This is a genomic window from Acidobacteriota bacterium, from assembly GCA_028875725.1.
In the GTDB taxonomy this organism is placed as follows: Bacteria; Acidobacteriota; Thermoanaerobaculia; order Multivoradales; family Multivoraceae; genus Multivorans.
This window is the reverse complement of sequence record JAPPCR010000023.1, coordinates 293,646-320,015: the sequence shown is the minus strand read 5'-3', so window position 1 is coordinate 320,015 and position 26,370 is coordinate 293,646. Positions and strand designations below refer to the sequence as shown.

General features: G+C 68.6%; 24 protein-coding genes and 1 pseudogene. 18 read left to right on the top strand and 7 right to left on the bottom strand.

Going from position 1 to position 26,370, the window contains the following annotated elements; all coding sequences use genetic code 11:
• The first annotated feature begins 6 nt into the window (after nt 1–6).
• The 9 genes from xseA (at nt 7) to OXI49_16940 (ending at nt 8,921) form a co-directional block, all read left to right on the top strand.
• A complete protein-coding gene (gene xseA, locus OXI49_16980; protein ID MDE2692198.1) occupies nt 7–1,425 on the top strand; it encodes an exodeoxyribonuclease VII large subunit in 1,419 nt (472 codons plus the stop codon).
• Nucleotides 1,422–1,742: an exodeoxyribonuclease VII small subunit gene (gene xseB, locus OXI49_16975; GenBank protein MDE2692197.1), complete on the top strand. Its 321-nt coding sequence runs from the start codon at nt 1,422–1,424 to the stop codon at nt 1,740–1,742. The genes xseA and xseB overlap by 4 nt, the downstream gene beginning before the upstream one ends.
• Entirely contained in the window at nt 1,742–2,587 is an 846-nt protein-coding gene (locus tag OXI49_16970; protein MDE2692196.1) for a rhomboid family intramembrane serine protease, read from the top strand. The genes xseB and OXI49_16970 overlap by 1 nt, the downstream gene beginning before the upstream one ends.
• 69 nt (nt 2,588–2,656) lie before the next feature.
• Nucleotides 2,657–3,694 (top strand): N-acetyl-gamma-glutamyl-phosphate reductase, encoded by a 1,038-nt coding sequence (argC, locus tag OXI49_16965; GenBank protein ID MDE2692195.1) that lies wholly within the window; start codon nt 2,657–2,659, stop codon nt 3,692–3,694.
• Nucleotides 3,691–4,893, top strand: a complete 1,203-nt coding sequence (gene argJ / locus OXI49_16960; protein ID MDE2692194.1) for a bifunctional glutamate N-acetyltransferase/amino-acid acetyltransferase ArgJ — start codon at nt 3,691–3,693, stop codon at nt 4,891–4,893. The genes argC and argJ overlap by 4 nt, the downstream gene beginning before the upstream one ends.
• Nucleotides 4,894–4,907: 14 nt before the next feature.
• The gene (gene argB / locus OXI49_16955; protein MDE2692193.1) at nt 4,908–5,789 is read left to right on the top strand and encodes an acetylglutamate kinase; all 882 of its coding nucleotides are present in this window, start codon (nt 4,908–4,910) and stop codon (nt 5,787–5,789) included.
• The gene (locus OXI49_16950; GenBank protein ID MDE2692192.1) at nt 5,786–6,964 is read left to right on the top strand and encodes an aspartate aminotransferase family protein; all 1,179 of its coding nucleotides are present in this window, start codon (nt 5,786–5,788) and stop codon (nt 6,962–6,964) included. The genes argB and OXI49_16950 overlap by 4 nt, the downstream gene beginning before the upstream one ends.
• Nucleotides 6,961–8,466, top strand: coding sequence for an argininosuccinate lyase (gene argH, locus OXI49_16945; protein ID MDE2692191.1), 1,506 nt, complete (start codon nt 6,961–6,963; stop codon nt 8,464–8,466). Before OXI49_16950 ends, argH begins: the two co-directional genes overlap by 4 nt.
• On the top strand, nt 8,463–8,921 hold the full coding sequence (locus OXI49_16940; protein ID MDE2692190.1) for an arginine repressor: 459 nt from the start codon (nt 8,463–8,465) through the stop codon (nt 8,919–8,921). Before argH ends, OXI49_16940 begins: the two co-directional genes overlap by 4 nt.
• Here OXI49_16940 and OXI49_16935 read toward each other — a convergent pair.
• Nucleotides 8,907–9,533, bottom strand: coding sequence for a sulfite oxidase-like oxidoreductase (locus OXI49_16935; GenBank protein MDE2692189.1), 627 nt, complete (start codon nt 9,531–9,533; stop codon nt 8,907–8,909). The two genes, OXI49_16940 and OXI49_16935, sit on opposite strands and share 15 nt — an antisense overlap.
• Before the next feature lie 184 nt (nt 9,534–9,717).
• On the opposite strand from OXI49_16935, the gene OXI49_16930 reads away from it, so the two are divergent.
• Genes OXI49_16930 through moeB form a run of 3 tightly spaced genes read left to right on the top strand, consistent with a single transcriptional unit; the run spans nt 9,718 to nt 12,699 of the window.
• A complete protein-coding gene (locus tag OXI49_16930; protein ID MDE2692188.1) occupies nt 9,718–10,725 on the top strand; it encodes a cysteine synthase family protein in 1,008 nt (335 codons plus the stop codon).
• A gap of 2 nt (nt 10,726–10,727) precedes the next feature.
• Nucleotides 10,728–11,186, top strand: coding sequence for a M67 family metallopeptidase (locus tag OXI49_16925; GenBank protein ID MDE2692187.1), 459 nt, complete (start codon nt 10,728–10,730; stop codon nt 11,184–11,186).
• A 37-nt stretch (nt 11,187–11,223) separates the two neighbouring features.
• On the top strand, nt 11,224–12,699 hold the full coding sequence (gene moeB / locus OXI49_16920) for a molybdopterin-synthase adenylyltransferase MoeB (protein ID MDE2692186.1): 1,476 nt from the start codon (nt 11,224–11,226) through the stop codon (nt 12,697–12,699).
• A 9-nt stretch (nt 12,700–12,708) separates the two neighbouring features.
• On the opposite strand, the gene OXI49_16915 is transcribed toward moeB, so the two are convergent.
• Both OXI49_16915 and OXI49_16910 read right to left on the bottom strand, forming a co-directional pair.
• On the bottom strand, nt 12,709–13,683 hold the full coding sequence (locus tag OXI49_16915; GenBank protein ID MDE2692185.1) for a hypothetical protein: 975 nt from the start codon (nt 13,681–13,683) through the stop codon (nt 12,709–12,711).
• Nucleotides 13,680–14,384, bottom strand: a complete 705-nt coding sequence (locus tag OXI49_16910; GenBank protein MDE2692184.1) for an HAD hydrolase-like protein — start codon at nt 14,382–14,384, stop codon at nt 13,680–13,682. Before OXI49_16910 ends, OXI49_16915 begins: the two co-directional genes overlap by 4 nt.
• Before the next feature lie 60 nt (nt 14,385–14,444).
• Here OXI49_16910 and OXI49_16905 point away from each other — a divergent pair, with 60 nt between their 5' ends.
• The 3 genes and pseudogenes from OXI49_16905 to OXI49_16895 all read left to right on the top strand — a co-directional run bounded on the left by OXI49_16905 (nt 14,445) and on the right by OXI49_16895 (nt 16,879).
• Nucleotides 14,445–15,134 carry a molybdenum cofactor biosynthesis protein MoaE gene (locus OXI49_16905; GenBank protein ID MDE2692183.1) on the top strand — a complete coding sequence of 230 codons (690 nt, stop codon included), beginning with the start codon at nt 14,445–14,447 and terminating at the stop codon, nt 15,132–15,134.
• Nucleotides 15,135–15,280: 146 nt separating this feature from the next.
• Nucleotides 15,281–15,874: a DUF6088 family protein gene (locus tag OXI49_16900; protein ID MDE2692182.1), complete on the top strand. Its 594-nt coding sequence runs from the start codon at nt 15,281–15,283 to the stop codon at nt 15,872–15,874.
• Nucleotides 15,867–16,879, top strand: a pseudogene (locus OXI49_16895) (nucleotidyl transferase AbiEii/AbiGii toxin family protein). The gene OXI49_16900 and the pseudogene OXI49_16895 overlap by 8 nt, the downstream one beginning before the upstream one ends.
• A 113-nt stretch (nt 16,880–16,992) precedes the next feature.
• On the opposite strand, the gene OXI49_16890 reads toward OXI49_16895, so the two are convergent.
• A complete protein-coding gene (locus tag OXI49_16890) occupies nt 16,993–19,119 on the bottom strand; it encodes a VCBS repeat-containing protein (protein MDE2692181.1) in 2,127 nt (708 codons plus the stop codon).
• A 534-nt stretch (nt 19,120–19,653) separates the two neighbouring features.
• Here OXI49_16890 and OXI49_16885 point away from each other — a divergent pair.
• Nucleotides 19,654–20,841 (top strand): DUF2235 domain-containing protein, encoded by a 1,188-nt coding sequence (locus OXI49_16885; GenBank protein ID MDE2692180.1) that lies wholly within the window; start codon nt 19,654–19,656, stop codon nt 20,839–20,841.
• A gap of 1,475 nt (nt 20,842–22,316) precedes the next feature.
• Here the strand turns inward: OXI49_16885 and OXI49_16880 are convergent.
• Nucleotides 22,317–22,706 carry an iron-sulfur cluster assembly accessory protein gene (locus OXI49_16880; GenBank protein MDE2692179.1) on the bottom strand — a complete coding sequence of 130 codons (390 nt, stop codon included), beginning with the start codon at nt 22,704–22,706 and terminating at the stop codon, nt 22,317–22,319.
• Between the two features lie 172 nt (nt 22,707–22,878).
• Between OXI49_16880 and OXI49_16875 the strand changes: the two genes are divergently transcribed.
• Nucleotides 22,879–23,472 (top strand): thymidine kinase, encoded by a 594-nt coding sequence (locus tag OXI49_16875; protein MDE2692178.1) that lies wholly within the window; start codon nt 22,879–22,881, stop codon nt 23,470–23,472.
• On the opposite strand, the gene OXI49_16870 is transcribed toward OXI49_16875, so the two are convergent.
• Nucleotides 23,469–24,110, bottom strand: coding sequence for an alpha/beta hydrolase (locus OXI49_16870; protein MDE2692177.1), 642 nt, complete (start codon nt 24,108–24,110; stop codon nt 23,469–23,471). The genes OXI49_16875 and OXI49_16870 overlap by 4 nt on opposite strands.
• 164 nt (nt 24,111–24,274) lie before the next feature.
• Between OXI49_16870 and OXI49_16865 the strand changes: the two genes are divergently transcribed.
• The gene (locus tag OXI49_16865) at nt 24,275–24,964 is read left to right on the top strand and encodes a zinc metallopeptidase (protein ID MDE2692176.1); all 690 of its coding nucleotides are present in this window, start codon (nt 24,275–24,277) and stop codon (nt 24,962–24,964) included.
• Here the strand turns inward: OXI49_16865 and OXI49_16860 are convergent.
• Nucleotides 24,961–26,343 (bottom strand): phosphomannomutase/phosphoglucomutase, encoded by a 1,383-nt coding sequence (locus tag OXI49_16860; GenBank protein MDE2692175.1) that lies wholly within the window; start codon nt 26,341–26,343, stop codon nt 24,961–24,963. The two genes, OXI49_16865 and OXI49_16860, sit on opposite strands and share 4 nt — an antisense overlap.
• Nucleotides 26,344–26,370 lie beyond the last annotated feature (27 nt).

Here is a 26,370-nt window from a genome sequence, read left to right as displayed (position 1 = left end):
CCGCAGTTGAGCCGCCTCGATTCCGAACTGCCGGCCGGCACCTACACCGTCTCCGAGTTCGCCTGGGAGATGAAAGGCCTGCTCGCCGACGCGTACCCTGCCGTATGGGTCGCGGGGGAAGTCCAGCGGCTGCGGTCGGCGGCCAGGGGCCAGCTCTACTTCGAGCTGATCGAGAAGGGCCGCGGCGACCGGATCCGGGCGAAGATCGACTGCGTGCTCTGGGCTGACGAGCGCGCCGTCACCGAGGTTCAGCTGCGCGAGGCCGGTGTCGAACTGGCCGAGGGCGTCGTGCTGCGTTGCAGCGGCCGCCCCGAGTTCTGGCCGGGCGGCGGCCGACTCCAGTTCACGGTCCGCGAGGTCGATCCACTGTTCTCGCTCGGCGCGCTCGAGAAAAGGCGCCGGGAGACGCTCCGGGCGCTGGAGGCCGAGGGCTTGCTCGAGCGCAACAAGAAGCTGCCGCTGCCGGCGGCGCCGCTCGAGATCGGGCTCATCACGTCCGAGGGGAGCGCCGCCTACCACGACTTCCTCGACACCCTGGTCAACTCCGGCCTGGGCTTTCGCGTGTACCTCGTCCACTCCGCGGTCCAGGGAGCGGCGGCCGAGGCGGAGATCGGCCGAGCCTTCGACCTGCTCGGCGCCTACGCGCGCGGCGGCCGGCGGCTCGATGCAATCGCCCTGATCCGGGGCGGCGGCTCGCGCTCCGACCTGGCCACGTTCGATAGCCGCCGGGTGGCCCGCGCGGTGGCCCGGTCGCCGGTGCCGACGATTTGCGGCATCGGCCACCAGATCGACGTATCGATCGCGGACGTCGTCGCCCACACCTCCTGCAAGACGCCGACGGAAGCGGCCGAGTTCCTGGCCGGCAGGGTCGGAGAGGCGGCGTACCGGGTGGAGGAGGCGGGCCGTGCCCTCGCGCGGCAGGCCACGGACCTCCTGCGCGCCGCTCGGCAACGCGTCTCTTCCGTCCCGCCGCGGCTGGCGTCGCCGAGCCGCGCCTTGCTCAGGAACCGCGTCCGTGACTGCGGGGCCCTCCGGCGCGACCTGGGGCGGGCGGCCGGGAGAGCGCTGTCGGACCGTACCGCCGAGTGCCGGCTGGCGGCCAGCCGGGCGCGGACTGCCGCCCAGCGGCTCGTGGCGGCCGCCAGGAAGCAGGAGGAGATTCAGCGCTACGGCCTGGTCCGCGGCGCGCTCAAGCCGATTGGCCGGGCGGCCGAGCGCTTGGAGGCGCACGGTCGGCTGTGCGAGCAACTCTCCCCGGAACGGACGCTCGCCCGCGGCTTCAGCATCACGCGCCGCGCCGACGGCGGACTCGTGCGGCGGGCGTCAGACGTGGCGGCGGGCGACGAACTTCGTACGCGGCTCGCCGACGGCACGGTGGCGAGTACCGTCGGCTCGGGCGCCGCGGCCAGCAAGGAGACGGCATGAGCGACGACCGGACCGGCGGTGACGTGGCCGAACTGGGCTTCAGCGAAGCCATGGAAGAACTCGAGAGCGTGCTCCGGCGGATCGAGGGCGACGAGATCGATGTCGATCAACTGGGCCGGGAACTGGGCCGGGCGGCGGAGTTGCTCGAGATCTGCCGCAAGAAGATCCGCCGGGCCGAGGTCGAGGTCCGGCAGATCGTCGATCAGATCGAGGAGGACGTGGCGGACTCGGGAGCCGCGACGCCGGAGGCGCCGGAGGCCGAATCGCTCGCCGAGCAGCCCGCGTCGCCTGACGACCAGGACGACATCCCCTTCTGATGTTCGAGCGCCAGAAAACAGGCTCCGTCGTCTGCCCCGGCTGCGGCCGGCTCGTCGGCGTGCAGGACGAACGCTGCTGGAACTGCGGCCGAACCCGGCCCAGCCTGTTCGGCTTCTCGCGCGCCCTGCAGAACCTCGGCAACGAGGCGGTGTTCTCCACCGTCGTGATCGGCCTCTGCGTCGTCATCTACTTGCTGGAACTCCTGATGGCCCCTGGCCGGGTCAACACGCAGCTCGGCTTCGGTTTCCTGGCGCCGGACCTCGAGGTCGGAGTCCGGCTCGGCGCCAGCGGCGCGCTGATCGTCTTCGACTACGGCCGCTGGTGGACCATCCTGAGCGCCGGCTGGCTGCACGGCGGTCTGCTGCACATTGCCTTCAACATGTACTGGGTGCATCAGCTCGGGCCGGTCATGGCCCGGCTCTACGGCGTTCCCCGCGCGGCGATCATCTATCTCCTCTCTTCGGCGATGGGCTTCCTGGTGACCAGCGCCATGCCGATCCTGGCGCCCTGGATGCCGTTCACTCACCGCGCCAGCGTGACCCTCGGCGCTTCGGCGGCCGTGTTCGGCTGGCTGGGAGCGCTGATCTGCTACTCGCGCCAGAGTGGCGGGAGAATGTTCATGAGGCAGGTGCTCGGCATGGCGATACCCCTGGTGCTGTTCGGCCTGCTGATCCCCGGAATCGACAACTGGGCTCATCTCGGCGGGCTGGCCGGGGGATACCTGCTGGCGAGCCGCTACGGTCCGAACACGGAGGAGCGCCCCGGGCAGGTTCTGACCGCTCTCGTGCTGCTCGTCGTATCGCTGCTGGCGGTGCCGATCTCGTTCATCTCCTGGTCGTTCTGATCGACCAGGAGGCGACTCTGCCGGTCGGCGAATAACTTTTCGTCAAAGTGGTGTACTATTCGCGGCCTTGTGATTCGGGCTGCGATCGCCGGGGCGTCCGGCTACAGTGGAGCGGAACTCGTCCGGTGGCTTCAGGGCCACCCGGAGGTGGAGCTTGGTGCGCTGGCGGCAGGCCGCCAGGCGGGCCGTTCCGCGAGTGACGTGTTCCCCCACCTGGGCGACGCCGTCACCGCCGATCTGGTGGAGACGGACTGGGATCGCCTGGGTGCCGCCGATGTCGTCTTCCTGGCTCTGCCGCACGGCGAGGCGCTCGGCGCCGCGGGCCGGCTGCTCGCGGCCGGAGCCAGGGTCGTCGACATCGGCGCGGACTTCCGGCTCCGGAGCCCGTCCGCCTACCGGCGCTGGTACGGCGGCGAGCACACGGCGACCGGCCTTCTCGCGGAAGCTGTCTACGGCCTGACGGAGTGGCGGCGTTCCGCGGTGGCCGGTGCGCGCCTGGTCGCCAACCCCGGCTGCTACCCGACCGCCTCCGCGCTGGCGCTCAAGCCGCTCTTCGAACGGTTCGGCGATCGCGTCACCGGCGCGGTGGTCATCGATGCGAAGTCCGGCGTCTCGGGAGCGGGCAGAAACGCGCGGGACGGCTACCAGTACTCGGAGCTGAACGAGAACCTGAAGCCCTACGGTTCGGGCACTCATCGCCACCAGCCCGAGATCGAGCAGGAACTGGCCGCCTCCGGCGGAGCGCCCCGGGTGTTCTTCTCGCCCCATCTCGTGCCGATGACCCGGGGCATCCTCGCCGCCTGCTACGTGCCGATGACCCCGCCGCCGAGCCGCGACGAACTCGAGGCGGCGTACCTTGATCGCTATGCCAGCGAACCCTTCGTGCGGGTGCTGACCGGGTCGGTCTTGCCCCAGACGAAGGCCACCCTGGGCTCCAACTACTGCGACCTCGCCGTCCGCGTCGACAGCGAGCGCGGGCTCGCGATCGTGTTCGCGGCGCTCGACAACCTCGTCAAGGGAGCCGCCGGTCAGGCGGTGCAGAACATGAATGTGATGTTTAGTTTCGAAGAAACGACCGGCCTTTCGGCCGTTCCGGTGTTCCCGTGAGCTGCGGCGTCACCGCCCCGCGGGGCTTCGTTGCCGCCGGCGTGCACTGCGGCCTGAAGAAGAGGCGGCTCGACCTCTCGATCATCGCCTCGACCGCCGACGAGCCGTCGACCCTGGCGGCCGTGTTTACGCGCAACCAGGTCCAGGCCGCGCCCGTGCTCTACTGCCGCGAGGTTCTGGCGGGCGGCCGGGCGCGGGCGATCGTGGCCAACAGCGGCAACGCGAACGCCTGTACGGGTGAGCCGGGCCTGGCCGACGCCCGGGCGATGGCGGAGCGGGCCGGCGCGGTGCTCGACATGGACCCGGGTCACGTCCTGGTGGCCTCGACCGGCGTGATCGGGGTCCCTCTACCGATGCCGACCGTGCTCGCCGGCATCGACCAGGCGGCGACCGAGCTCGGGCCGGGCGGCGGCGTGTCGGCGGCGGAGGGGATCCTGACGACGGACACCCGGCCGAAGATCAAGGTTGAGAAGGTAGGTCTCGCGGGAGGCGAGGTGACAATCGGCGGTATCGCGAAGGGGGCCGGGATGATGGCGCCGGACATGGCGACCACCCTGGCCTTCGTCACGACGGACGTGAAGGCGTCGCCGGAGGCGCTCGACCTCGCCTTGCGAACGGCGGTGGAGCCGACCTTCAACAGCATCACGGTCGACGGCGACACGAGCACGAACGACTGCATCCTGTTGCTTGCCAACGGCGCGGCCGGCGTCGAGGCCGAGTCCGCGGACGACCTGGAGGGCTTCACGGCCGGTCTGCAGCGTGTGCTCGGCCGGCTCGCGGTCGCCCTGATCGCCGACGCCGAGGGAGCGAACCGCGTGATCGAGATCCGGGTGACGGGCGCGCGCACCGACGCGGCCGCCCGGCAGGTCGCGAACACGATCGCCAACTCGCCCCTGGTCAAGACGGCTTATCGCTCCGGCCAGCCGAACTGGGGCCGGTTCATGGGAGCGATCGGGCGCGCGGGAGTCGACATCGTCGAGCAGCGGATCGGCATCGCGGTGCTGGCCGAGGGTGAGCGGGTCGAGGTCGTGCGGGGCGGTCTGGGCGTGAGCGACAACCTCGAGGGTCTGGCCCGGACGATGGTCGCGGACCACACGGTTCTCGAGGTCGATCTCGGCCTCGGTACCGGCCGCTGGACGGTGTGGACCTGCGACCTGTCCGAGGGCTACATCGAGATCAACGCCAGCTACATCACTTGAGGACGGGCGCGGCAATGAAAGCAGAGCGGGATCTCGGTCAGGAAATGGCGGCAGCGCTACGCTATGCCTCGGCGTGGCGTGGCAAGCGCGTCGTCATCAAGTACGGCGGCCGCGCGATGGCGGGCGAGAAGTTCGGCACCCTGATCGAGGACCTGGTGCTGTTGCGCACGGCCGGCTTGCGCCCGATGCTGGTTCACGGCGGCGGGGCCGAGATCTCGACGACGCTCCAGACAATGGGCATCGAGCCGCGCTTCGTCGACGGCCTGCGGGTCACGGACAAGGACACGATGCGTGTGGTCGAGATGGTCCTCGGCGGTTCGGTGAACAAGCGCCTGGTCGGCATGATCCAGCGCGCTGGCGGACGGGCCGTCGGACTCACCGGCAAGGACGGCGATCTGCTGCGGGTGCGTCCCCACGCGCGGGCGGACGAACTCGGCTTCGTCGGCGAGATCGAGAGGGTCGACACCTCCCTCCTCGACCAGCTCACGAACTCGGGGTACGTGCCGGTGATCGGCTCGCTCGGCGTGGGGCCGGGCGGTGACACCTACAACGTCAACGCCGATACCGCGGCGGCGGCGCTCGCGGCCGAGGTGGCGGCGGAGAAGCTGCTGCTCCTGACCGACGTGCGCGGGATCAACGACAACGGCGCGTTCCGGTCGCGGCTCACCCCCGGCGAGGCCAAGGAGCTGATCGACTCCGGCGTCGTGTCCGCGGGCATGGTGCCGAAGGTGCGCGCCTGCCTCAGCGCCATCGAGGCCGGAGTCGGGAGCGCCCACATCGTCGCCGCCGGCGAACCGCACGGGCTCCTGGTGGAACTCTTCACCGAAGGCGGCATCGGAACGATGATCAAGCCCGCAACCCAGCAGAGCCTGATTCAGGGAGTAGACCTGTCATGACCGAGGACAGCCTGTTCGCAAACTACAAGCGGGCGCCGGTGGCGTTCAGCCACGGCGACGGAGTGCGCCTGTGGGACACCCAAGGCCGCGAGTACCTCGACTTTCTGGCAGGTATCGCGGTCTCGTCCCTGGGCCACAGCCACCCGGCTCTGACCGAGGCGATCACGCGCCAGGCCGGGCGCTACCTGCACGTCTCGAACCTCTTCAGGATCCGCGAACAGGAGCGGGCGGGCGAGTTGCTGGTGGAGGCGACGAACGGTTTGCTCCAAAGCGCCTTCTTCTGCAACAGCGGCGCCGAGGCGGTCGAAGCCGCGATCAAGCTGGCGCGGCGCTACGCCTACGACCGCGACGGCTCGGGCGACCGGCATCGGATCCTCACCGCGGAGGGCGGCTTCCACGGCCGTACCCTGGGAGCTCTGGCGGCGACGGCCACGCCCGCCTACCAGGTCGGCTTCGGCCCCCTCCCGGGAGGGTTCGCCTCGGTACCCTTCGGCGATCTGGAGGCGGCGACCGCCGAGATCGACGGCAGCACCTGCGCGGTCCTCATCGAGGCGATCCAGGGCGAGGCCGGCGTGATCGAACCGCCGGAGGGCTATCTCGATGGTGTGCAGGCGCTCTGCCGCGAACGTGGCGCCCTGTTCATCCTCGACGAGGTGCAGACCGGGATCGGCCGCCTCGGCCGGGCCTACGGCTTTCAGCACTACGGCCTTGAACCGGACGTCGTGACTCTCGCCAAGGGTCTCGGCGGCGGCGTTCCTGTGGGCGCCGTGCTGGCGCGGAGCGAGGTCGCTTCGGCGCTGGTGCCGGGCACCCACGGCACGACTTTCGGCGGCAACCCTCTCGCCAGCGCCGCCGTCCGGGCCGTGCTCGAGACGGTGTTCGAGCCGGACTTCCTCGAGCGGGTGGTCCGCGCGGGTGAGTACCTTCGCGCCTTGCTCGGTCAACTCAAGGCCGGCGGCCTGGTCACCGAAGTGCGGGGCCAGGGGCTGATGACGGCGATCGAGTGCACGCCGGACGCGGCCGATGTCGCGACCCGTTGCCTGGAGAATGGCCTGATCGTCAACGCGCCCCGTCCGCACAGCATCCGGATGCTGCCGCCCCTCGTGGTCCACGACCCGGAGATCGAGCGAGCGGTCGGGATCCTCGCGCATTGCCTGGAGGAAGCTGCGGCTTGAGCGGGAAGGCCGGGGGGCCCGCTACGCCCCGCCTGTGGGGCGGCGCGTTCGACGCGGAGGTCGATCCGGTCATCGACGCCTACACGCGGTCGCTGCCGTTCGACCACCGGCTCGCCGCCGCGGATCTGATTGGCTCGCTGGCGCACGCCCGGATGCTGCTGGAGACCGGGGTGATCGACCGGGACTCGGCCGCCGCCGTCCTCTCCGGCCTGAGCTCAATGCTCCGGCGCGTCGAGGCGGGCGAGCTCGAGGTAGAGGGCGTGGACGAGGACGTTCACACCTGGATCGAGCGGCAGCTCACCGAGGAGATCGGCGACGCGGGCCGGCGGCTGCACACCGCCCGCAGCCGCAACGACCAGACGGCGGTCGCCTTCCGGCTGTGGCAGCGGGCGGAGGCCGAGCGCGCGGTCGCCGCGGCCCTGGGCCTCGTCGAGGCCCTGCTCGCTCAGGGGCGGCAGCACGTGGACACGGCTCTTCCCGGTTACACCCACATGCAGCGCGCCCAGCCGACGACACTGGCGCAGCACCTGCTCGCCCACGCCTGGTCGGTCCTGGCGGACGCCGGAAGGCTCCGGCGGGCCCACCGGTCGGCTGGTTTGAGCCCGCTCGGCGCCGGGGCGATGGCCGGCTCGCCCCACCGGATCGACCCCGTCCGCAGCGCCGAACTGCTCGGCATGGACGCCGCCTATCCGAACAGCATGTGGGCCGTGGCGGACCGCGACTACGTCGCCGAAGCGCTCTTCGCCTGCGCGCTCGCCATGGTCCACCTGTCCCGCTGGGCCGAAGAAGTCGTGCTCTGGACGTCGAGCGAGTTCTCCTTCGCCCGGCTCCAGGACCGGGCCGCCAAGGGCTCGAGCATCATGCCGCAGAAGAAGAACCCGGAACCCGCGGAGATCCTGCGCGGGAAATCGGGCCGCGCGGTGGGCGACCTGGTCTCCCTGCTGGTGACGGTGAAGGGCCTGCCGCTGACGTACAACAGCGATCTGCAGGAGGACAAGGAGGCCCTGTTCGACGCCTTCGACACGGTGACCGCCTCGTTCGACGTGGCCCGGGTGCTGGGCGAGAGTCTCGAGTTCGACCGCGAGGCGATGGCGGCGGCGCTGGAGGGTGCGTACATCACCGCCACCGATCTGGCCGATCTCCTGGCCGCGGCGGGCGTGCCGTTCCGCAGCGCCCATGAGCGCACCGGCGCCGTGGTCCGCGCCGCCGGCGAGCGTGGTGTGGAGCTGTGGCAGCTTCCGGCCTCGGATCTCGAGGAGCTCGTGCCGGAGATCGAGGACCGGGAGGGGTTGCTGGCCGCGCTACGGCCGGAGGCCTCGCTCGCCGCCCATCGAAGCTACGGCGGGCCGGCGCCGGAACGGGTCCGCGAGCAGATCGACGAGATGGACGAGCGGCTCGCGGCGGATCGACGGTGGTTGGAGTCGCAGGAGCCGCCGCCGATCTACCGGGCCCACGTGGAGGGCGCGCTCCTTGCGGAGACGATTCCCGGAGCCGGCTCATGACCACCGCGATCCGTCACGGCGCCATCCTGGACATCATCGGCCGTCGGCCGGTGTCGAGCCAGAAAGACCTGGTGCGCGCCCTCGGCCGCCGCGGCTTCCAGGTGTCCCAGGCCACCGTGTCGCGCGACGTGCGCCGGCTCGGCCTGTTGAAGGTGCCCCTGGCGGGCGGCGGTTTCCGCTACGCGCCGGCGGAGCAGGCCGCGGGACCGGTCCGACCCGATGTCGAGCGCGCCATGCGGATGTTCGTGACCGGCGTCAGCGAAGGCGAGGCGCTCCTCGTGCTGAAGACGCGCAGCGGCAACGCGAACGCGCTGGCCGTCGTGATCGACCAGGCCGACTGGCCCGACGTCGCCGGCACGATCGCCGGCGACGACACCGTTCTCCTGGTCCTCAAGAGCGCCGCCGCCCGCGACCGCATCCGCGAGTCCCTTGCAGCGTTGCTAGAGACCGACTGATCTCCGCACCTGCCACGCCTGCCGCGTCTCCTGCGACGAGAACCGCTGCTCGGCCCACGGGTCTCCGTAGGTGTGGTACCCGTTCTCCTCCCAGAAGCCCCGCTCATCGGCGTTGAGGAACTCGACGCCCGAAACCCACTTCGCGCTCTTCCAGGCGTAGAGATGCGGCACCACGAGCCGGAGCGGCCCGCCATGATCCGGCGCCAGCGGTTCGCCGCCGTGAAGGTCCGCGAACAACGCGTGCTCGGAGAGCAGGTCGTCGAGCGGCAGGTTCGTCGTGTAGCCGCCGTAGCAGTGGATCATCGCGTGTGTAGCGTCCGGAGACAGCGCAACCGCCCCCAGCACGTCCCGGGTCGCGAACCCGGACCACGGGTTGTCAAGCGTCGAGAAGCGGGTGACGCAGTGGAAGTCCGCCGTCACCTCGCGCCGCGGCAGCGACTGAAGCGTTCGCCAGTCGAACGCGTGCTCGGCCTCGACGCGGCCGAACAGCCGCAGTTCGAAGCCGGCCAGATCGACCTCCGGCGTGTCGCCGACGGACAGCACCGGCCACTTCTTCGTGACGTACTGGCCGGGAGGGATCCGGTCGTCGCCGCGCCTCGGGACATCGTTCATGGCGGGGAAGACTATCGACACGCGCGGCGCCATGCAGCCCGCCGGTTGTAAATGTGAGCGATGTGGTCAACAATTCCCGGTCCCCGCGCCGCGGCTTGCCCGGAGCCGCCCGCCGGAGTCCGTTGCGAGTTGTCTTCGGCGGCTCTGGTGGAACGGGGGCAATCGTCTTGGTAGGGAAACGTTGATGATCGCCGAATCCGCTTCCAGCGAGTACGCAGCAGCCGTTGTGGAGCTGGCCGGCCCGCCGATTCCGGAGGGGCTCGCCGACGGCGCGCGGCGTCTCCTGTCGCGGATCGGCAACACGCCTCTGCTCGACCTGAGCCACGTCCTCGGACCGGCCGCTCGGGAACTCGGATCGGAGCTTCTGGCCAAGGCGGAGATGGCGAATCCCGGCGGCTCGGTCAAGGACCGGCCGGCGCGTCACATGATGCTGGCAGCCCGGGACGCCGGCCAGCTCGACGGCGGCCGGCGGGTCCTGGACGCGACCTCGGGCAACACCGGTATCGCGCTCGCCATGATCGGCGCGGCGATGGATGTAGGCGTGACGCTCTGCCTGCCGGAGAACGCCTCGATCGAGCGCCGCCGCACTCTCGGCGCGTTCGGCGCCGAACTCGTCCTGACCGATCCGATGGAAGGCTCGGACGGCGCGATCCGCGAGGCGCGCCGGATGATCGAGGCGGATCCGGAGGCGTTCTGCTACGTCGACCAGTACAGCAACACCGCCAACTGGCGGGCTCACTTCGAGACCACCGGCCCCGAGATCTGGATGCAGACGGAGGGCCGGCTCACCCATTTCGTCGCGGGTCTTGGCACCAGCGGCACCTTCTGCGGCACGGCCCGGTACCTGGCCGAACGCGCTCCCGGGGTCCGGCTCATCTCGATGCAGCCGGACGGTCCCTTCCACGGGCTGGAGGGCATGAAGCACATGCCGAGCGCCCTTGTGCCGGCGATCTACGACGATTCGATCGCCAGCGAGGAGACGGAAGTCAGCACCGAGGACGCCTACGCCGAGATCAAGGCGCTCGCCCGCGGAAACGGCCTGCTCGTCGGCATCTCGGCGGCCGCGAACGTGGTCGCCGGGCGGCGGATCGCCGAGCGCGCGGCCGAGGCCGGGGAGCGCGCCGTGGTGGTGACCATCCTCTGCGACGGCGCCGACAAGTACCTGTCCGAACCGTTCTGGGACGAGGACTGAGGATGATCGAGCTGTCCCAGGGCGACCTGGCCCGCATCCGCGCCCACGGCGAGGCGACGTACCCGGAGGAGTGCTGCGGCATCCTGGTCGGCAGCAGCGAGAAGGCTGCCGGCGATGATGGGGCGTCTTTGGCCCGGGTGGCGCGGCTGGTGGGCGCCGAGAACACGCGCGAGGACGAGAGCCGCCACAACCGCTACCTGATCCCGCCCGAGGTCATCCTGCGGACCGAGCGGGAGGCGCGCGCGGACGGCCTGGACGTGGTCGGCTACTACCACTCGCACCCGGATCACCCGTCGCGGCCCAGCGACTTCGACCGGGACCACGCCTGGCCGGGCTACAGTTACCTGATCGTCTCGGTGCGCGAGGGCCGCGCCAGGGACGAGCGGAGTTGGCGGCTCAGCAACGACCGTTCCCGCTTCGACGAGGAACCGATCCGCGTTCCTGAACCGCCCCCGACCTGAACACGACTAGAACCGAAGAGTCCCACGGAGACCGACGATGACCGTACTCATACAGATTCCCACGCCCCTGCGGGGCTTCGCCGACGAACAGTCCGAGGTGGCGGTGGCCGCCGCGACGGTCGGCGAGGCGATGGAACAGCTCGTCACCCGCTACGAAGGGCTGCGGCCCCACCTGTTCGGTGACGACGGCAAGCTGCGCACCTTCGTCAACCTGTTCCTGAACGACGAGGACGTGCGCTACCTGGAGCGCGAGGCGACGCCGATCAACGGCGACGCGACGCTTGCGATCATCCCGTCGATCGCCGGCGGTGCGGTGGCGGAACCGCCGCCGGCCGCGGCGGAGTCGACCGCGACGCAATCGACCGCGACCGAGCTGAACCCGGAGGAGATCCTCCGCTACAGCCGCCACCTCATCATGCCCGAGGTCGGTTCCGAGGGGCAGTTGAAGCTCAAGCAGGCCAAGGTGCTGATGATCGGCACCGGCGGGCTCGGCTCGCCGGTCGGCATGTACCTGGCCGCGGCGGGCGTCGGCCGCCTCGGCCTGGTCGACTTCGACGTCGTCGACGAATCGAACCTGCACCGGCAGTTGCTGTACAGCAACGCGGACGTCGGCCGGCCCAAGCTCGACGCCGCGGTCGAGCGCCTGCACGAGGTGAACCCTCACATCGAACTCACGCCGCACCCGGTGCTGCTCGACTCGAGCAACGCGCTCGAGATCTTCGAGGACTACGACGTGATCGTCGACGGCACGGACAACTTCCCGACCCGCTACCTGGTCAACGACGCATGCGTCCTGCTCGGCAAGCCGAACGTCTACGGGTCGATCTTCCGCTTCGAGGGCCAGGTGTCCGTGTTCTGGGGCGCCAAGGGTCCCTGCTACCGCTGCCTGTTCGCCGAGCCGCCGCCGCCGGGACTCGTCCCCTCATGCGCCGAGGGCGGCGTCCTCGGCGTGCTGCCCGGCATCATCGGCAGCCTGCAGGCGAACGAGGTGATCAAGCTGATCATCGGCCAGGGCGATCCCCTGATCGGCCGTCTGCTCCTGTTCGACGCCCTGCGCATGAGCTTCCGCGAACTGAAGCTGCGCAAGAACCCGGACTGCCCCATTTGCTCCGAGAACCCGACCCAGACCGAGCTGATCGACTACGAGCAGTTCTGCGGCGTTCCCGCCGTCGCCGAGGAACCGGCGCTCAACGACCTGATTGACGTGACTCCGACCCAGGTCCAGTCCTGGATGAACGATGGCCGCAACTTCAGCATCCTCGACGTCCGGGGCCCGCAGGAGTACGCGATCTGCCGGATCGACGGCTCGACCCTGATCCCGGTTGCCGAACTCGAAGGCCGGCTCGCCGAACTCGACCCTTCGAAGCTCTGGGTCGTCCACTGCCACCACGGCCCGCGGTCGACCCGGGCGACGAACATCCTCCGCGACAACGGCTTCCCGCAGGCTTACAACCTGGCCGGCGGGATTGATGCGTGGGCGGTGGAGGTGGATCCGTCGTTGCCGCGGTACTGAGGGAACGGCCTAGGTTTCGGGCGCCAACGGTTCGAACGAGACGTTCCGACCGTCGACCTTCACCCTCGCGTCGGGCTGGGCCTCCATGACCCGTCGCGGCAGCAGGGCGAGGCCGATGGCGGCGTCGTGGCGCGGCGACGGGGAGATGCTGGTGACCGTACCGGCGCTTCGGCCGTCGAACTCGATCTCGGTCCCTGCGGCCGGAATGTGCCCGGGCTCGAAGACGAGCCGACACATGCGGCGGGCAGGCTGGCCGCGATAGTGGATGCGGGCGACGATCTCCTGGCCGAGGTAGCAGCCCTTCTCGAAGTCGACGGCGTCTTCGATGCCGGTCTCCGGGGGCAGGTTGGCGTCGTCGTAGTCGACGCCCCATAGCGGGTGGCCGTGTTCGATGCGGAGGGCCTCGGTCGCCTCGCGGCCGACCCGCTGCAGGCCTGCTTCGGCCAGGTCGTCCGCCATCAAGGGTGCGATCGCCGAGGACTGCCATAGGGAGAAGGCGGGCGCCGGGCTATTGCCCTCGCGGACGAGGCGAGCCTGATGGTCGAGGAGTTCTGCCTGGGTGTGGCTCCAGGGCTCGGTCAGGTCGCGGGCCGCCGAGGCGCCGAGATCGGCCAGAGCCTCAGCGCTCTTCGGCCCGGCGACCCTGACGGAGGCCATGTCGCCGAGCGGCAGGATCTCGACCTGGTCGGTGACGATGTACTTCTCCAGGTGCTCGATGATCGTCCTGCCCCGGCCCTTCGGGATCTCCAGCCACAGACGGTCATCGAGTGTCAGCACGGCGGCGCTGGCGAGAATGCGGCCGCGGACGTCGGTGATGAAGCCGAAGCGGCCGGTGCCGGGTTCGAGGCCTTCGATGGCCGCGGTCACCATGCCGCCGAAGAACCGCTCGCGGTCGGGACCCATGAGTTCCAGCCGGGAAGCCGGGACGGGCTCGCACAGGGCGGCTTCGGTGGTGAGCAGTTCGACGTCGCGTTCGAAGCTCATGGCGTCCGCCGCGCGCGGCCGTGCCCGTCGAGGAGAATCTCCCGCACCGAGGCGTGGCGGAGGTCCGGCACGACCCAGCGGGCGCCTGCTTCTTCCAGTCGGTGGTCGGGCGTGAAGCCGGTTGCCACGGCCAGCACCGGGACGCCATGGGCATCGCCGCAGGCGATGTCGCGGACCGTGTCGCCGATGATGACGACGTTGCTCGGCTCCGGTGCGGCGCCGATACGCCGGGCGGCCCGTTCGACGGCGACAGGCACCAGCTCATTGCGCCGGACGCCGTCCTCGCCGAACGCGCCGAAGTCGAAGAAGCGGTTCAGGCCGAAGGGTTCGAGCTTGGCCCGCGCGCCGATCTCCCAGTTGCCGGTGAGCAGGGCAACGCAGGTGTCCTCGGCGGCTGCCAACTCCTCGAGCAGCTCGACGACGCCGGGCAGTAGCCTCATCTGGTCCGGGTCGAGCCGCTCGAGCAGGTGGCTGTAGTGGGAACGCACCTCGCCCAGGCGGCCTTCGACCTCGTCGCGCGGCAGGCCGGCCTCGGTCATCAGGTCGATCACCGCCTCCGTGTCCGTTCTGCCGCCGAAGTCGTAGGCGCGGACGTTGCCCGTCTGGCCGAAGGTGCGCTTGAGCGCGCCCATGAAGATGGGCCCGATCTGAGGGCCGCACCGTACCAGGGTGCCGTCGATGTCGAAGAGCAGGAGCCGCATCATGTAGCCGGAGTTCCAGCGTAGGCGCGGAGACTATCCGCCCTGTTAGCCTTTCCCATCTTGATCGTACGGGTGCTGAGCTTCGCCACCGCGCTGGACGCTGTAGGCAGCGCCGAGACGGAACACGACCTCCCGGACGGCAGCACGGTCGCCGACCTGGTCGAGCGCCTGACGGCGGCGTATCCGGGTCTGGAAGCCCTTTGGCCGCGGCTGGCGGTCGCCGTCGACGGGGAAGTCGCCGGGGACCGGACGGTCCCGCTTCACGACGGCGCGGAAGTGGCTCTCCTGCCCCCGGTTTCCGGCGGCTCATGCGGCGCCGGCGCCCGCCGGCTGCGGGACGGCGCCGTCGACGCGGCCACGGTGTCGGCGGTACGCGCCGGCGTAGAGGACGCGCGCAAGGGAGCGGTGGTCGTATTCGTCGGCAACGTCCGCAACTCCTTCGGCGGACGGCCGGTCGAGCGGATCAACTACTCCGCGTACCCGGCGATGGCGGAGAGGCGCCTCGAACGGATCGTTAGCGAGCTCGAGGCGGCGGAGCCGGGAACTCGGGTAGAGATCGTCCACGGCTTGGGCACGCTCGAAGTAGGCGATGCGAGCGTAGTCATCGCGACTGCTTCTGCCCACCGGCGTCAGGCCTACGAGGTGAACCGCCTCGCCCTGGAGCGTCTCAAGGCAGAAGTGCCGATCTGGAAGCGAGAGCACTACGCGGACGGCAAGTCGGCATGGCGGGAAGAGGAGCCGCTGGACTAGAGGCCTGTCCGGCGTACGCCGAAGCGCGGCCGCCCTGACGGCCGACGCGTCTCGAAGCGATGACTCCGGCGTGATTCCTCGTTCGCCGACTCTTTGAAGACTGTCAGAAAAAGAGATAAAGTTCCGACAGTCGAGAGGTGTTCGCCATGGAACGATTGAGCGAAACGGTACTGCGGTACGCGGAAGAACAGCCGGAAGGTGCCCCGGTGCTGGCGAAGGGGCTGTTGCACCTCGGCAGTCGGGCGGCGATCGACCAGGCCCTGTCGCGTCTGGTGCGGCGCGGCGCGCTGCTGCGGGCGGGGCGTGGTGTGTATGTTCTACCCGTAGAGAGCCGTTTCGGCCGCCGCGCGCCGTCTGTCGAGAAGACAGTCACGGCACTCGCGGCCGCGCGCGGGGAGCGGATCGCGAACAGCGGCGCGATGGCGGCGAACGTGCTCGGCCTCACCGGGCAGGTGCCCGTCAGGCGCGTCTTTCTGACGTCGGGGCCCAGCCGAACGCTGACGCTTGGCCGCGAGCGGGTCGAGTTGCGCCATGCGCCGCCGTGGCAATTGGCGCTGGCCGGCCGGCGTGCCGGTGAGGCGGTCCGGGCGCTCGCCTGGCTCGGGCGCGACCGGGCTGGTGAAGCGACGGGGCTGGTGCGGGAACGGTTGAGCGAGGAGGAGCGCCGGGAACTCGGCAGCGTGAGCGCGCAGATGCCGGGGTGGTTGGCCGGGCCGGTGAACGCAGTGGCCCATGGCTGAGCGGTATCTGGAGCTGACCTTCGACGATCGCCGGGAAGTGCTCGATGTCGCGGCAAGCGCATCGGGCCGGCCCGCCTATCTGCTGGAGAAGGACATCTGGGTCGTGTGGTCGCTCAAAACCCTGTTCGCCGGCCCGCTCGGGGCGCCGCTCGTCTTCAAGGGCGGTACGTCCCTGTCCAAGGCCTACGGCGCCATTCGCCGTTTCTCGCAGGACATCGACCTCAGCTACGACATTCGAGCGCTTGCGCCGGAGTTGGTCCGCGATCACCCGGATGCGCTGCCGCCAAGCCGGAGTCAGGAGAAGCGGTGGACCAAGGCCGTGGGTCGTGCTCTGAGCACCTGGTTACACGAAGTCGCCGCGCCGACGCTCGCTCGGTCGTTGCAGGTCGTCGAGCCGGGCGGAAAGGTCGCGGTTGAAGGCGGCGACGTGGTCATCCGGTACGCCGCGTTGCAGGAGGTACGGACTACGGGCGGCCGGAAGTGAAGCTCGAGTTCGGTGGCCGGGCGACCGGGGAGCCCAATGCGGCGATGGGGGTTCGCTGCGACGCGGCGGACCATGTGCCGGGCGTGGAGTTTCCGACGGCGAAGCCCCGGGTCTTGCAGGCGGAGCGTACGTTCTGGGAGAAGGCAACGGCGGCGCATGTGTACTGTGTGCAGCGGCGGGGGCGCGGCGATGGGTTCGCCCGGCATTGGCACGATCTCGTGCGGCTCGACGAGTCCGGTGTCGTGACCAGCGCCCTGGCGGACCGCAGGATCGCGGAGGAGGTTGCGGCACACAAGGCCGCGTTCTTCCGAGCGAAGGACGCGTCGGGCAACTGGGTGGACTACGGAGCGGCAGTGACCGGCGGCTTGCGGCTCGTTCCCGCTGGAGGCGCGCTGTCGGCCTTGGCCGACGACTACGCGCGGATGGTGGAGGGTGGGTGGCTACTCGACGAAGCGGAGCCGTTTGGCGTGTTGATGGATGCCTGTCAGGCCATTGAGGATCGGGCCAACGGGCGGGACTGAACTTGCGCTTGCGGTCCCGGGAAGGTCCGTTCTGGCCTCCTGCGGTGCCCGTCCTGCCGACCGCTGTTGGCGAGGCAGTCCTGAGCCGAGCCGCAAGCGGCTGTCGAGCGCCTTCAGAACCGGGGCCGTATGGCGGCACCTTCAACGACGACCGCCGCGTTCGCCCCCAAGTAGGTGCCGTCGCCGTAGAACTCGACGAATTTGAACCGGCGGCCGACGCGAACGGCCACACCCCACGCGAAGCGCCGCAGCGCATCGGGGTCGTCGAACTCGCTGGTTCTTAGAACCGCGTAGTGCCCCGTACCGTCGTTTAGCCACGCGAGCACATTCGCGCCCTCGGCATAGTCCTGCGGCACGATGTCCACCGTGCCGTCGCCGTTGAAATCGAAGAAGAGATGTCCCGGCTGCCAACCTTCCTTGGCGGACCATGCGCTTGGCCCGAGCCGACGTGGCGTCTCGTCGACGAACGTGCGATCACCTGAGTTCACCAGCAGTTGCACCCCGCGGCCTGAGAAGCTCAGGTCGTATCCGCCGAACAGGACGTCCAACAGGCCATCCCCGTTGAAGTCGTGTACGGCGGAAGAGATAACCACGGCTCCTCCGAAAGCCGCGAAAAAGTCCGATGTCGGCAAGACCGTTACATGTTCGTCTCGGTACTCCCCTTCGCTAGAACCCCAGTACACAAAGGAGCCGCCGTCAAAGAACTCCTTCGCGCCTGCTAGCAGATCCAGGTGACCATCACCATCAAAATCCGCTAGTTCGACAGCCCAAGGCCAACGTCGATGATCGGTGTCGAGCGCGTCGGGCAGCCTGCGTGGATCAGCTTCGAAGTTGCCTGTGCCGTCGTTCATCAGAAAGTACGGTCCAGGAATCCATTCGCCGTGGTTGTTGGCCACCAGGATGTCTACATCGCCGTCTCCGTCGATGTCCCCGACCGCGGCGGCGTGTGTGAAACCCGTCGGGTCCACCGGGAGGCGGTCGGTCGCGTCCACGTATCCGTTGGCGGTCCACAGCAGCAGTTGGTTGTGCCAACCAGGGAACGGCGGAAAGTCGTAGCCGTGGTCCGCGATGAAGAAGTCGTTCTTGCCGTCGCCGTCCAGGTCCGCCATAACGACTTCCCGGGGATGCACTCCGCGTGGCCGATCGCCCGGAGCAACCGTGAAGGTGTAGTCCCCGTTGTTGGTGAGGATGACACCGGCCCTAGCGTGAGAGGGGTCGGATTCGGCTGGTGCGGCTGAGGGCACAAGTAACACGTCGTCGTCGCCGTCGTGATCGAAGTCAGCGACGAAGCTGCCGCCACCTACGCTGTCGTACGCTACGTCTGTCCTCCAGATACCCCACTCGACGCCGATGGACCCCGGATTAACCAGCGCGGGCGGGAGGGCTCCGCAGCTGCTGGGGAACGCCGCGCTCTCCGTAACTGCTGGGGCAGGCGGACCGGGCTTCTTCTCATACGTCCAGGTCGCACCGGTAACTGTATCCGTTACTGTGATGTCGAGCCCAAGGTCCGTGGCGGCCGCGGAGTACACCCAGTAGTGACCGTTGATCGCGCAGCCGTCCAGCACCTTGATCAGCATCTCCCAGTTGTTTGGCTCGAAGAAGTAGAAGAGGCCGGAGTTGTTGGTTCCTCCGGGCACCGCGCTCGCGGTGCCCTCGCGACCACCTGTCGTGGACCAGTCGACGGCTACCGCGAAGCGGTTGTTCGCGAGGCACAACGATGTACTGGTTCCGGTACATCCTGATTCGGATTCGTCGACCGTCGAAAGGGGGACCAACTCGATGCCGGCTCCACCACGGCGCTTCCAATCGAGGGAGGCAGTCGCGGCCGCGACACCTTCCTCACAGGCCGCCGGAAACGCCTTCGCGTCCGTGATCGCCAGCGCCGGTTGGCCGGGCTCGTTCCCATACTCCTTGAAAGCGCCTGTCTTGGTGTCCGTTACGTGGATGGAGTAGCCCAAGTCCGTGGTCGAGGCGCCGTACACCCAGTGATGCCCATTGGCTGCGCAACCATCCAGCACCTTGATCAGGATCTCCCAGTTGTCGGCGTCAAAGAACCTGAATAGCCCGGAGTCGCTCGTGCCTACGGGCACCACTTTGGCCGCACCGCTTCCCCCGTCGCCGGTCAACCAGGTCGCCTGTAGCTCATAGCGGCCGTCGTGGAGACAGAGAGTCTCCGAGTTCGGCTCGCACGGGCCGGTAGCGGAAGGTTGGGCGGCTGCCGGCCCGGTCACGGCCATCATGGCCACGACCCATCCACCCGCTCTAAGAGACCGGCGACCGATGAGGTACGTACTCACAATGCTCTTGAGCCTACGCGGGGCGCGGTTGGCCGTAAAGCGCCGGTCGGTTGGGCCGGCGGACCGCGTAGCCGGGAGGACGGCTCTGGCAGGACTGAGTGGTCGAACCGAGTAACGGGGCGATACAGCTACTGTCAGGGTTCCCCGTACGGCGGACCGTGGTGAGACACGACTCCGTCTGCATCTTTCGCCGGGAAGGCGGCCGGTGGCCGATGTCGGTCCACGGCCCGCGACTTTAGTTACCGTCTCCGACGTCTGAGCCAAGCAGCAGTCAAGCCTAAGAGCGAGGCGACGATGCCAGCCCCCAGCAACCAGACGCCAAGGGAGAGGGTCGTGAGGAAGTTGTGGTACTCCGTTACATCCGTTGCGGTCGCGACCTCGCTCTCAATGAGGGTTGTCAAGTTGACCCCTCGGTGAGGCGCTCTCCCGACGGTGCCTTCTCGTTCCCTTGCCGCGACTTCGGTGGCCCGCTTGCAGATGACCAAGCGCATCGCCCGGTCGCTTCGGCGTACCGCGTCAAGTGAGAACGAGCGACGGTACGACGAGACGGCGGCCCGCTATCCTGCTGCCCTAGCCGAAACCAGACGGTTCAAGGGGAGTCAAGTGCGAAATCTCGTTCTCTGCTTCGACGGCACCTGGAAGAGAGAGGATCAGCCACACCCGACAAACGTCGTCAAGACGTTTCAAGCGATAAGGAGGAAAGCTGGACCCACTAGGCAAGTTCCTTACTACGATCGTGGCGTCGGCACTGGACGCCTGGATCGATTGCGCGGCGGCGCCCTTGGGACCGGCCTGTTGAAGAACGTCGAGCAGGCGTACGTGTGGCTCGCCCAGAACTACCGGCCTGGGGATCGTCTCTTCTTCTTCGGGTTCAGCCGTGGTGCCTATACAGCCCGACGCTTGGCGGGGCTTGTTGGCCTCTGCGGTGTTCCTAACCCCGCGCGATGGCCTGGGCTAGAGCCCGAGCCTGTAGTACGCGAGGGCCTCAGGATCTACCGACAGACAGGTCAGGCTCGCGAGGAGAAAGCGCGAAGGTTCTCGACACGGCGCGGCCACCTCGAAGCAGAAACTCGCGAACCGCTACACCAGGTCTGGTTTATCGGGGTCTGGGACACGGTTGGTTCTCTCGGTGTGCCCGGCGGCGTGCTGTTTAGCGCTCACCGGCGCCATCAGTTCCATGATGCAAGGCTCGGTGCCCACGTCCGCTACGCCTATCACGCCATCGCGATCGACGAGAACCGGCGACACTTCAAGCCTACGCTCTGGACCGGCCCGGCGGCTGACGGGCAGACCGTTCAACAACTCTGGTTCCCCGGTGTACATGCGAACGTCGGCGGAGGCGTTCCCGAGACTGGCCTCTCGGACCGCGCGCTACTCTGGATATGGCTCCAGGCGCAGAACGCCGGCCTGTTCTTGTGCCGCCCCGCCATCGCGCCCGATGAGTTCGGATTCCTGAGAGACTCCATGAAATGGCCGTACCGTCTCTTTGGGCGCCACCGCCGCCCCATTGGCGGAATCAACGTTACGGGTGAGGGAATCCACTTCAGCGCCGTCAAACGCCTCGCGAGGACCGGCCACTATCAGGAATGGACGGCTGGCAGGACGCTGAGACCAGTGGTTGCGGCACGCTCGGTTCGCCGAGTTCCGCGGATGCCGGGTGAGTAGTGAGCTTGGCCCGGCGTCGTGGCTACCTCCTCCTCCAAGGATCTGGTGTCCCCGAAACCGGGCCAAGCTCAGGCCGGGTAGTGGTGGTTGGCCGCTCACTGAACAGCTTGAGATCGACTTCAGCCCGTATGGGCTCTGCGGCTCGTCCCAGCAGTGGTCCGGGTCAGAACTCGTCACGGGACTTGCTCGGCCGGAGTATCTCCAAGCGTTGTTCGCCCGCGGTCACCGTCGTTGCCGCGGTCGCCCGATTCCCCGTTGCTGCCGCGGGAACCCGCATCGGCTGAGACACCGAGAATGTTGGCACCTTGCCCCGGTCCACCGGCCCCTCCTGCTCCACCTTCGCCCTTCTCGCCACCCTTCCCTAGACGGGCAACGTGGGCAACCATCCGAGCCAAGTCGTTTGGACTGAGCTTCTTGCCGGAGGATCGCAGGACTTCCGCGAAACGAATGTGCAAGTCGCCAGCGCTTCCGCCGGAACCGCCGTCGCCGCCACTGCCTCCGCTGCCACCGTCGCCACCGTCGCAGAGGTCGCTTCTGTCGCCACGACCCCCACGGCCGCCTGCCCCACCAGCTCCACCCGAACCGCCGGCACCCGCAGATGTGTCTATCGTGACAGAGCCATCAAGAACTAGTTCAAGCGTCTCGATGCGAATGTCAAGGCCATCGCCACCTGGCTTGCCGGAGGTCCCGTCCGTCCCATCTTGCCCTCTTGTGCACTTGCCGCCCTTAGCACCGGGCGAACCTGATTCGCCCGGAAGACCAGGGCGCCCCACGCCCTGGATGGAAGCACCTGGACGCAGTTCAACCCTCTCTGCGCGTAGTTCTTGAACTGGAAGTCCATCAGTGAGCTTCAACGTGCTGTCTTGTTCAAGTATCAGGCTGTGGAAGAGGAACCTGTCGACCGGTCCGAGTTCAAGCACGCCGCCCCGAGCGACCCTCAAGTGGTTCGCGGGTTCGTCCGGGAGTTGTTCAAGATCTGTCCGCAGCTTCCGCTGCCACTCGGGATCTTGTCTACCGTCGCTACAGAACAGCGGCACCAGACCGATGGCTGTGATGCAAACACCGATTCCGATCCACCACCTGGCACTCAAGACATCGGTGAGCCTTTTTCGCAGTGCAGTACCTCGTCCCTCAGGCTTCTGTCTGTTCATCTCGATTACCTTCCGCGACATCACCATACTAGGTTCCGCTTTGGCTGTGGGCGGTAGATCCTCGCATGATTCGGCGCGGCCGCGCTAAGGGTCCGCACCTGACTGCCCTTCGCGACAAGTCCCTATGTTCACTACTCTCGCTCCGATTCGGAAGGACTGAGCGCCGACGGCCGTTCCCTGATCAAAGCGCCGACCCGCGTGGTGCGATCCGCGCCAACCGCGAACCAGTCCACACGACCCTCCTCGAGCGTGCTACTAGCGGGGGCGCACAGTTCCTCCCCTACGATCACCGGGCGGACGGTCACGACCTCCGCTGCGACGCCGCTAAACCGCGAACGACGACCCGCAGCCGCAGGTGCCGACGGCCTTGGGGTTCGAGAACTTGAACCCGGTACCCGCGACGCCGAGCTGGTAGTCGATCGTCGTGCCCTTGAGGTAGCGGGCGCTGATCGGGTCGACGTAGACCTGCAGGCCCTCGTACTCGAAGACCTCGTCCGTCTCGCGCTGGTTCGTCTCGAAGTCGAGCGCGTACTCGAAACCGCTGCAGCCGCCGCCCCGGACCGCGACTCGCAGGCCGTGGTCCGAAGACAGACCCTCGTCCTCGCGGGTGAGCTTGATCATCCGCACCGCCTTGGCGGTCACGTGCAGTGTCCCCGGCACCTGGGAAGGCGCCGGGGTGGGAGCGGGTGGGGACGGAAAGTCGATCTCTGGCATCGGCTGAGGGCCTCCTGAGACCCTTGACAGAGGCGCGTGCGCGGCTGCAACGCGGCGGCAACTCTGGTGCCCGAGGGTATCATCGAACGGTGTTGACAAGGACTTCGGACGGTTCGACGCGGCCCGCCGGAGGTAGTCACGACCAGGTTCGCCGTGCCGCGGGGGCATCGGCATGATCCGGGAACAGGGCGCCAGCGACGGCGGCTGCATCGAAGTCATCACCGGCGGCATGTTCTCGGGCAAGAGCGAGGAACTGCTGCGCCGGCTCCGCCGCGCGCTGATCGCCCGCCAGCGCGTCCAGGTGTTCCGGATCGTGACGGACACCCGGGATGGCGAGGTCGACGTGCTGACCACCCGGGACAATCGGAGCCTGTCCGCGGAGACGGTGGCTTCGAGCGACGAGATGCGCGAGAAGCTGACACTGGGCGTGGAAGTCGTCGGCATCGACGAGGCTCAGTTCTTCGACGCTGGCCTGGTCGGGCTGGCGACGGAACTGGCCGACCTGGGCGTGCGGGTGATCGTCGCCGGGCTCGACCTCGACTTCCGGCGCCGCCCGTTCGGGCCGATTCCCGAACTGATGGCGATTGCCGAGTACGTCGACAAGATGCACGCGGTGTGCGTCCGCTGCGGGGCCGCCGCCCAGTACTCGCTGCGGATCGCTGGCGGTGACCAGCAGGTCCTGGTCGGGGACGTGGAGACCTACGAGGCCCGCTGTCGCCGTTGTTACAGCTCGTCCGAGGAGATCGGCGAAGTCCGAGCCAGCTAGCCGGGAAGCAGGCTCTGCAGCGCCTGCCGGATCGTCGCACCCAGATCCGGCGAGGAGAGGTCGTGGCCGGCGCCGGAGACTTCCAGGCATGCACCCAGGGTGGGCCAGCGCTTCGGCAGCCGGCGGATCATCGCGTCCGTCGTGAACGTGTCGAGCTGGCCGTAGACCACGGCGACGGGCACCGAGGCGCTGGCGGCAGCCTCGAAGTCGTAGTGCGTCAGCGGCGGCGCGATCAACAGGAGCCCGCCGGGCAGATCCTGCGCCTCCTTCGCCTGCGGCAGGCGCGCCATCGTGACGACGGCCCCGAAGGAATAGCCGATGCCGATGCGTGGCAGCCGCGGGAAGCGGCTGCGGAGCTCCTGCTCGCAGGCGGCCAGGTCGTCGGTTTCGCCGCGGCCGGCGTCGTGGCGTCCCTCGCTGCCGCCGGTGCCCCGGAAGTTGAAACGAAGCGCTGCGCCCCCGAGTTCGACCACGGCGTTGGCGGCGCTTGCGACGACGTGGTTGTCCATGTCACCGCCGTAGAGCGGATGGGGATGCGCCACCGTCGCGACGAAGGACGGCGTCGCATCCGGCTCGAGCAGTTCGGCCTGGAGCGCCCCGGCGGTGCCCTTCAGTTCGAGAGGTGTGATGGGAGGCATTGGTCTGGCGTCAGGTCCGCGGGGAAGCGCGGAATATACTCTTCGCGGTCCCGGATTGACCTTCCCGCAGCCCTGTCGCGGCGCCGGGTCGCTCTGGACGCCACGAGAACACTGCCCTCCACGGCCCGTAACTCAGTCCGGACACGCATCAAGGAGTCCGTTCGATGATCTTCGATCCCATGTACTTCGTCTTTCTGGCGCCGGGCCTGCTGCTGTCCCTGTGGGCCAGCTTCCGGGTCAAGCGGGCGTTCAAGAAGTACTCCAAGGTGCGCTCGGTGACCGGCATGACCGGGGCGCAGGCGGCGCAGCGCCTGCTTGCCTACGCCGGCATCACAGACGTCCAGGTGGTCGCCACCCGTGGCCGGCTGTCCGACCACTACAACCCCGTGACGAAGAAGCTCGCCCTGTCCGAGCAGGTGTACGGCTCGAACTCGGTGGCCGCGATCGGCATCGCCTGCCACGAGGCCGGACACGCGATCCAGCACGCCAAGAACTACGCGCCGCTGTGGCTGCGGTCGACTCTCGTGCCGATGGCCGGCATCGGCAGCAACATCGGCTACTTCGTCATGTTCTTCGGCCTGATCCTCGGCTCGATGGGGATGTTTCTGGTCGGCGTCGTCATGTTCTCGGCGGTCGTCCTCTTCCAGCTCGTCACGTTGCCGGTGGAGTTCGACGCCACGGCGCGCGCGAAGCGCCTGGCCGTGGACCAGGGACTGATCCTGCAGACGGAGCGGGTGGGGATGGACCGGGTGCTGAACGCTGCCGCCCTGACCTACGTCGCCGCGGCCGTTTCCTCGTTGCTGACCCTGCTGTACTTCCTGATGCGGGCCGGGCTGCTGGGCGGGCGGGACTAGATCGGATCGCCTAGCTGCGCCGTCAGTTCGGCCTGGCGGGCGGCAAGTTCTTCAGGGGTCGAGGCCTCCAGGACGAGCCGCAGCAGGGGTTCGGTGTTCGAGGGGCGGACGTTGAACCACCAGTCGTCGAAGTCGATCCGGATGCCGTCGAGGCGGTCGAGCGCGCCGCCGCCTTCGGTGGCGTAGCGCTGGACCAGGGCTTCCATCGTGCCGTCCTTGTCCTCGACCTCGAAGTTGATCTCGCTGCTCTTGGCGTAGCGGCGAAGGGGTGCGGTGATCTCGGACAAGGACCTGCCGGAGCGGCGGAGCAGGTTGAGGACCGCGACCACGGCCAGGATCGAGCTGTCGGCGCAGTAGTTCTGGCGGAAGTAGTAGTGGCCGGCGAGCTCGCCGCCGAAGATCGCGCCCGTGCGCCGCATCGTCGCCTTGACGAAGGAGTGGCCGACCCGTTCCGGCAGTGGCGTGCCGCCGTGCTCGCGGATGTACTCGGGAACCGCTCGGGAGGAGCGGATGTCGTGGATCACGGCGCCGCCCGACTCGCGCTGGAGCATCTGGCCGGCGATCAGGGCGGTGATCAGGTCGGAGCCGATCGGTTCGCCGCGTTCGTCGACGAAGGCGGCGCGGTCGCCGTCGCCGTCGAAGCTGACGCCCAGGTCGGCCTTCCGTTTGACGACGAGATGGCTGAGGTCGCGGAGGTTCTCGGGCAGCAGCGGGTTCGCTTCGTGGTTCGGGAAGGTACCGTCGAGCTCGAAGTAGAGCGGCAACAGCTCCACGCCGCAGGCCTCGAGCAGGGGCCGGTAGATCGTGCCCATGCCGTTCGCGGCGTCCGCGGCTAACCGCAGCTTCGGAGCGCCGGTTGCCTCGAACGAGCGGTCGAGGAAGGAGAGGACGTGTTCGGCGTACTCCGTCTCGATGCTTCTCGTCTCGACCCGGCCGGGGCCAGCGGCCGGCGCCGGCTCCTCGCCCAGCGCGTGCCGCTCGATGATCGGGATGCCGTGGTCGCCGGACACCGGCACGGCGCCGGCGAGGCTGAACTTGAGGCCGTTGTACTCGGCGGCGTTGTGGCTGGCCGTGACCTGAATGCCGCCCGCGGCGCCCAGGTGGCCGGTGGCGAAGTAGTTCATGGGCGTCGTGGCGAGGCCGATGTCGAGTACGTCGAGACCGGCTGAGGTGAGTCCGGCGCAGAGCGCGGCGGAGAGCGGCACGCTGTGGTCGCGCATGTCGCGGCTGACCACGACGGTGCGCGGCAGGGCCGCGCCCTGGTCGCCCTCGAGCGTGACCAGGCGCTCGAACGCCATGCCGATCCGCCGCGCCAGCTCCTCGTTCAACTGCCCTGGGTAGAGGCCGCGCACGTCGTACGCCTTGAAGATCCCTGCCATGTCGTCCCTTTGGCTCCTTGTTCAGCC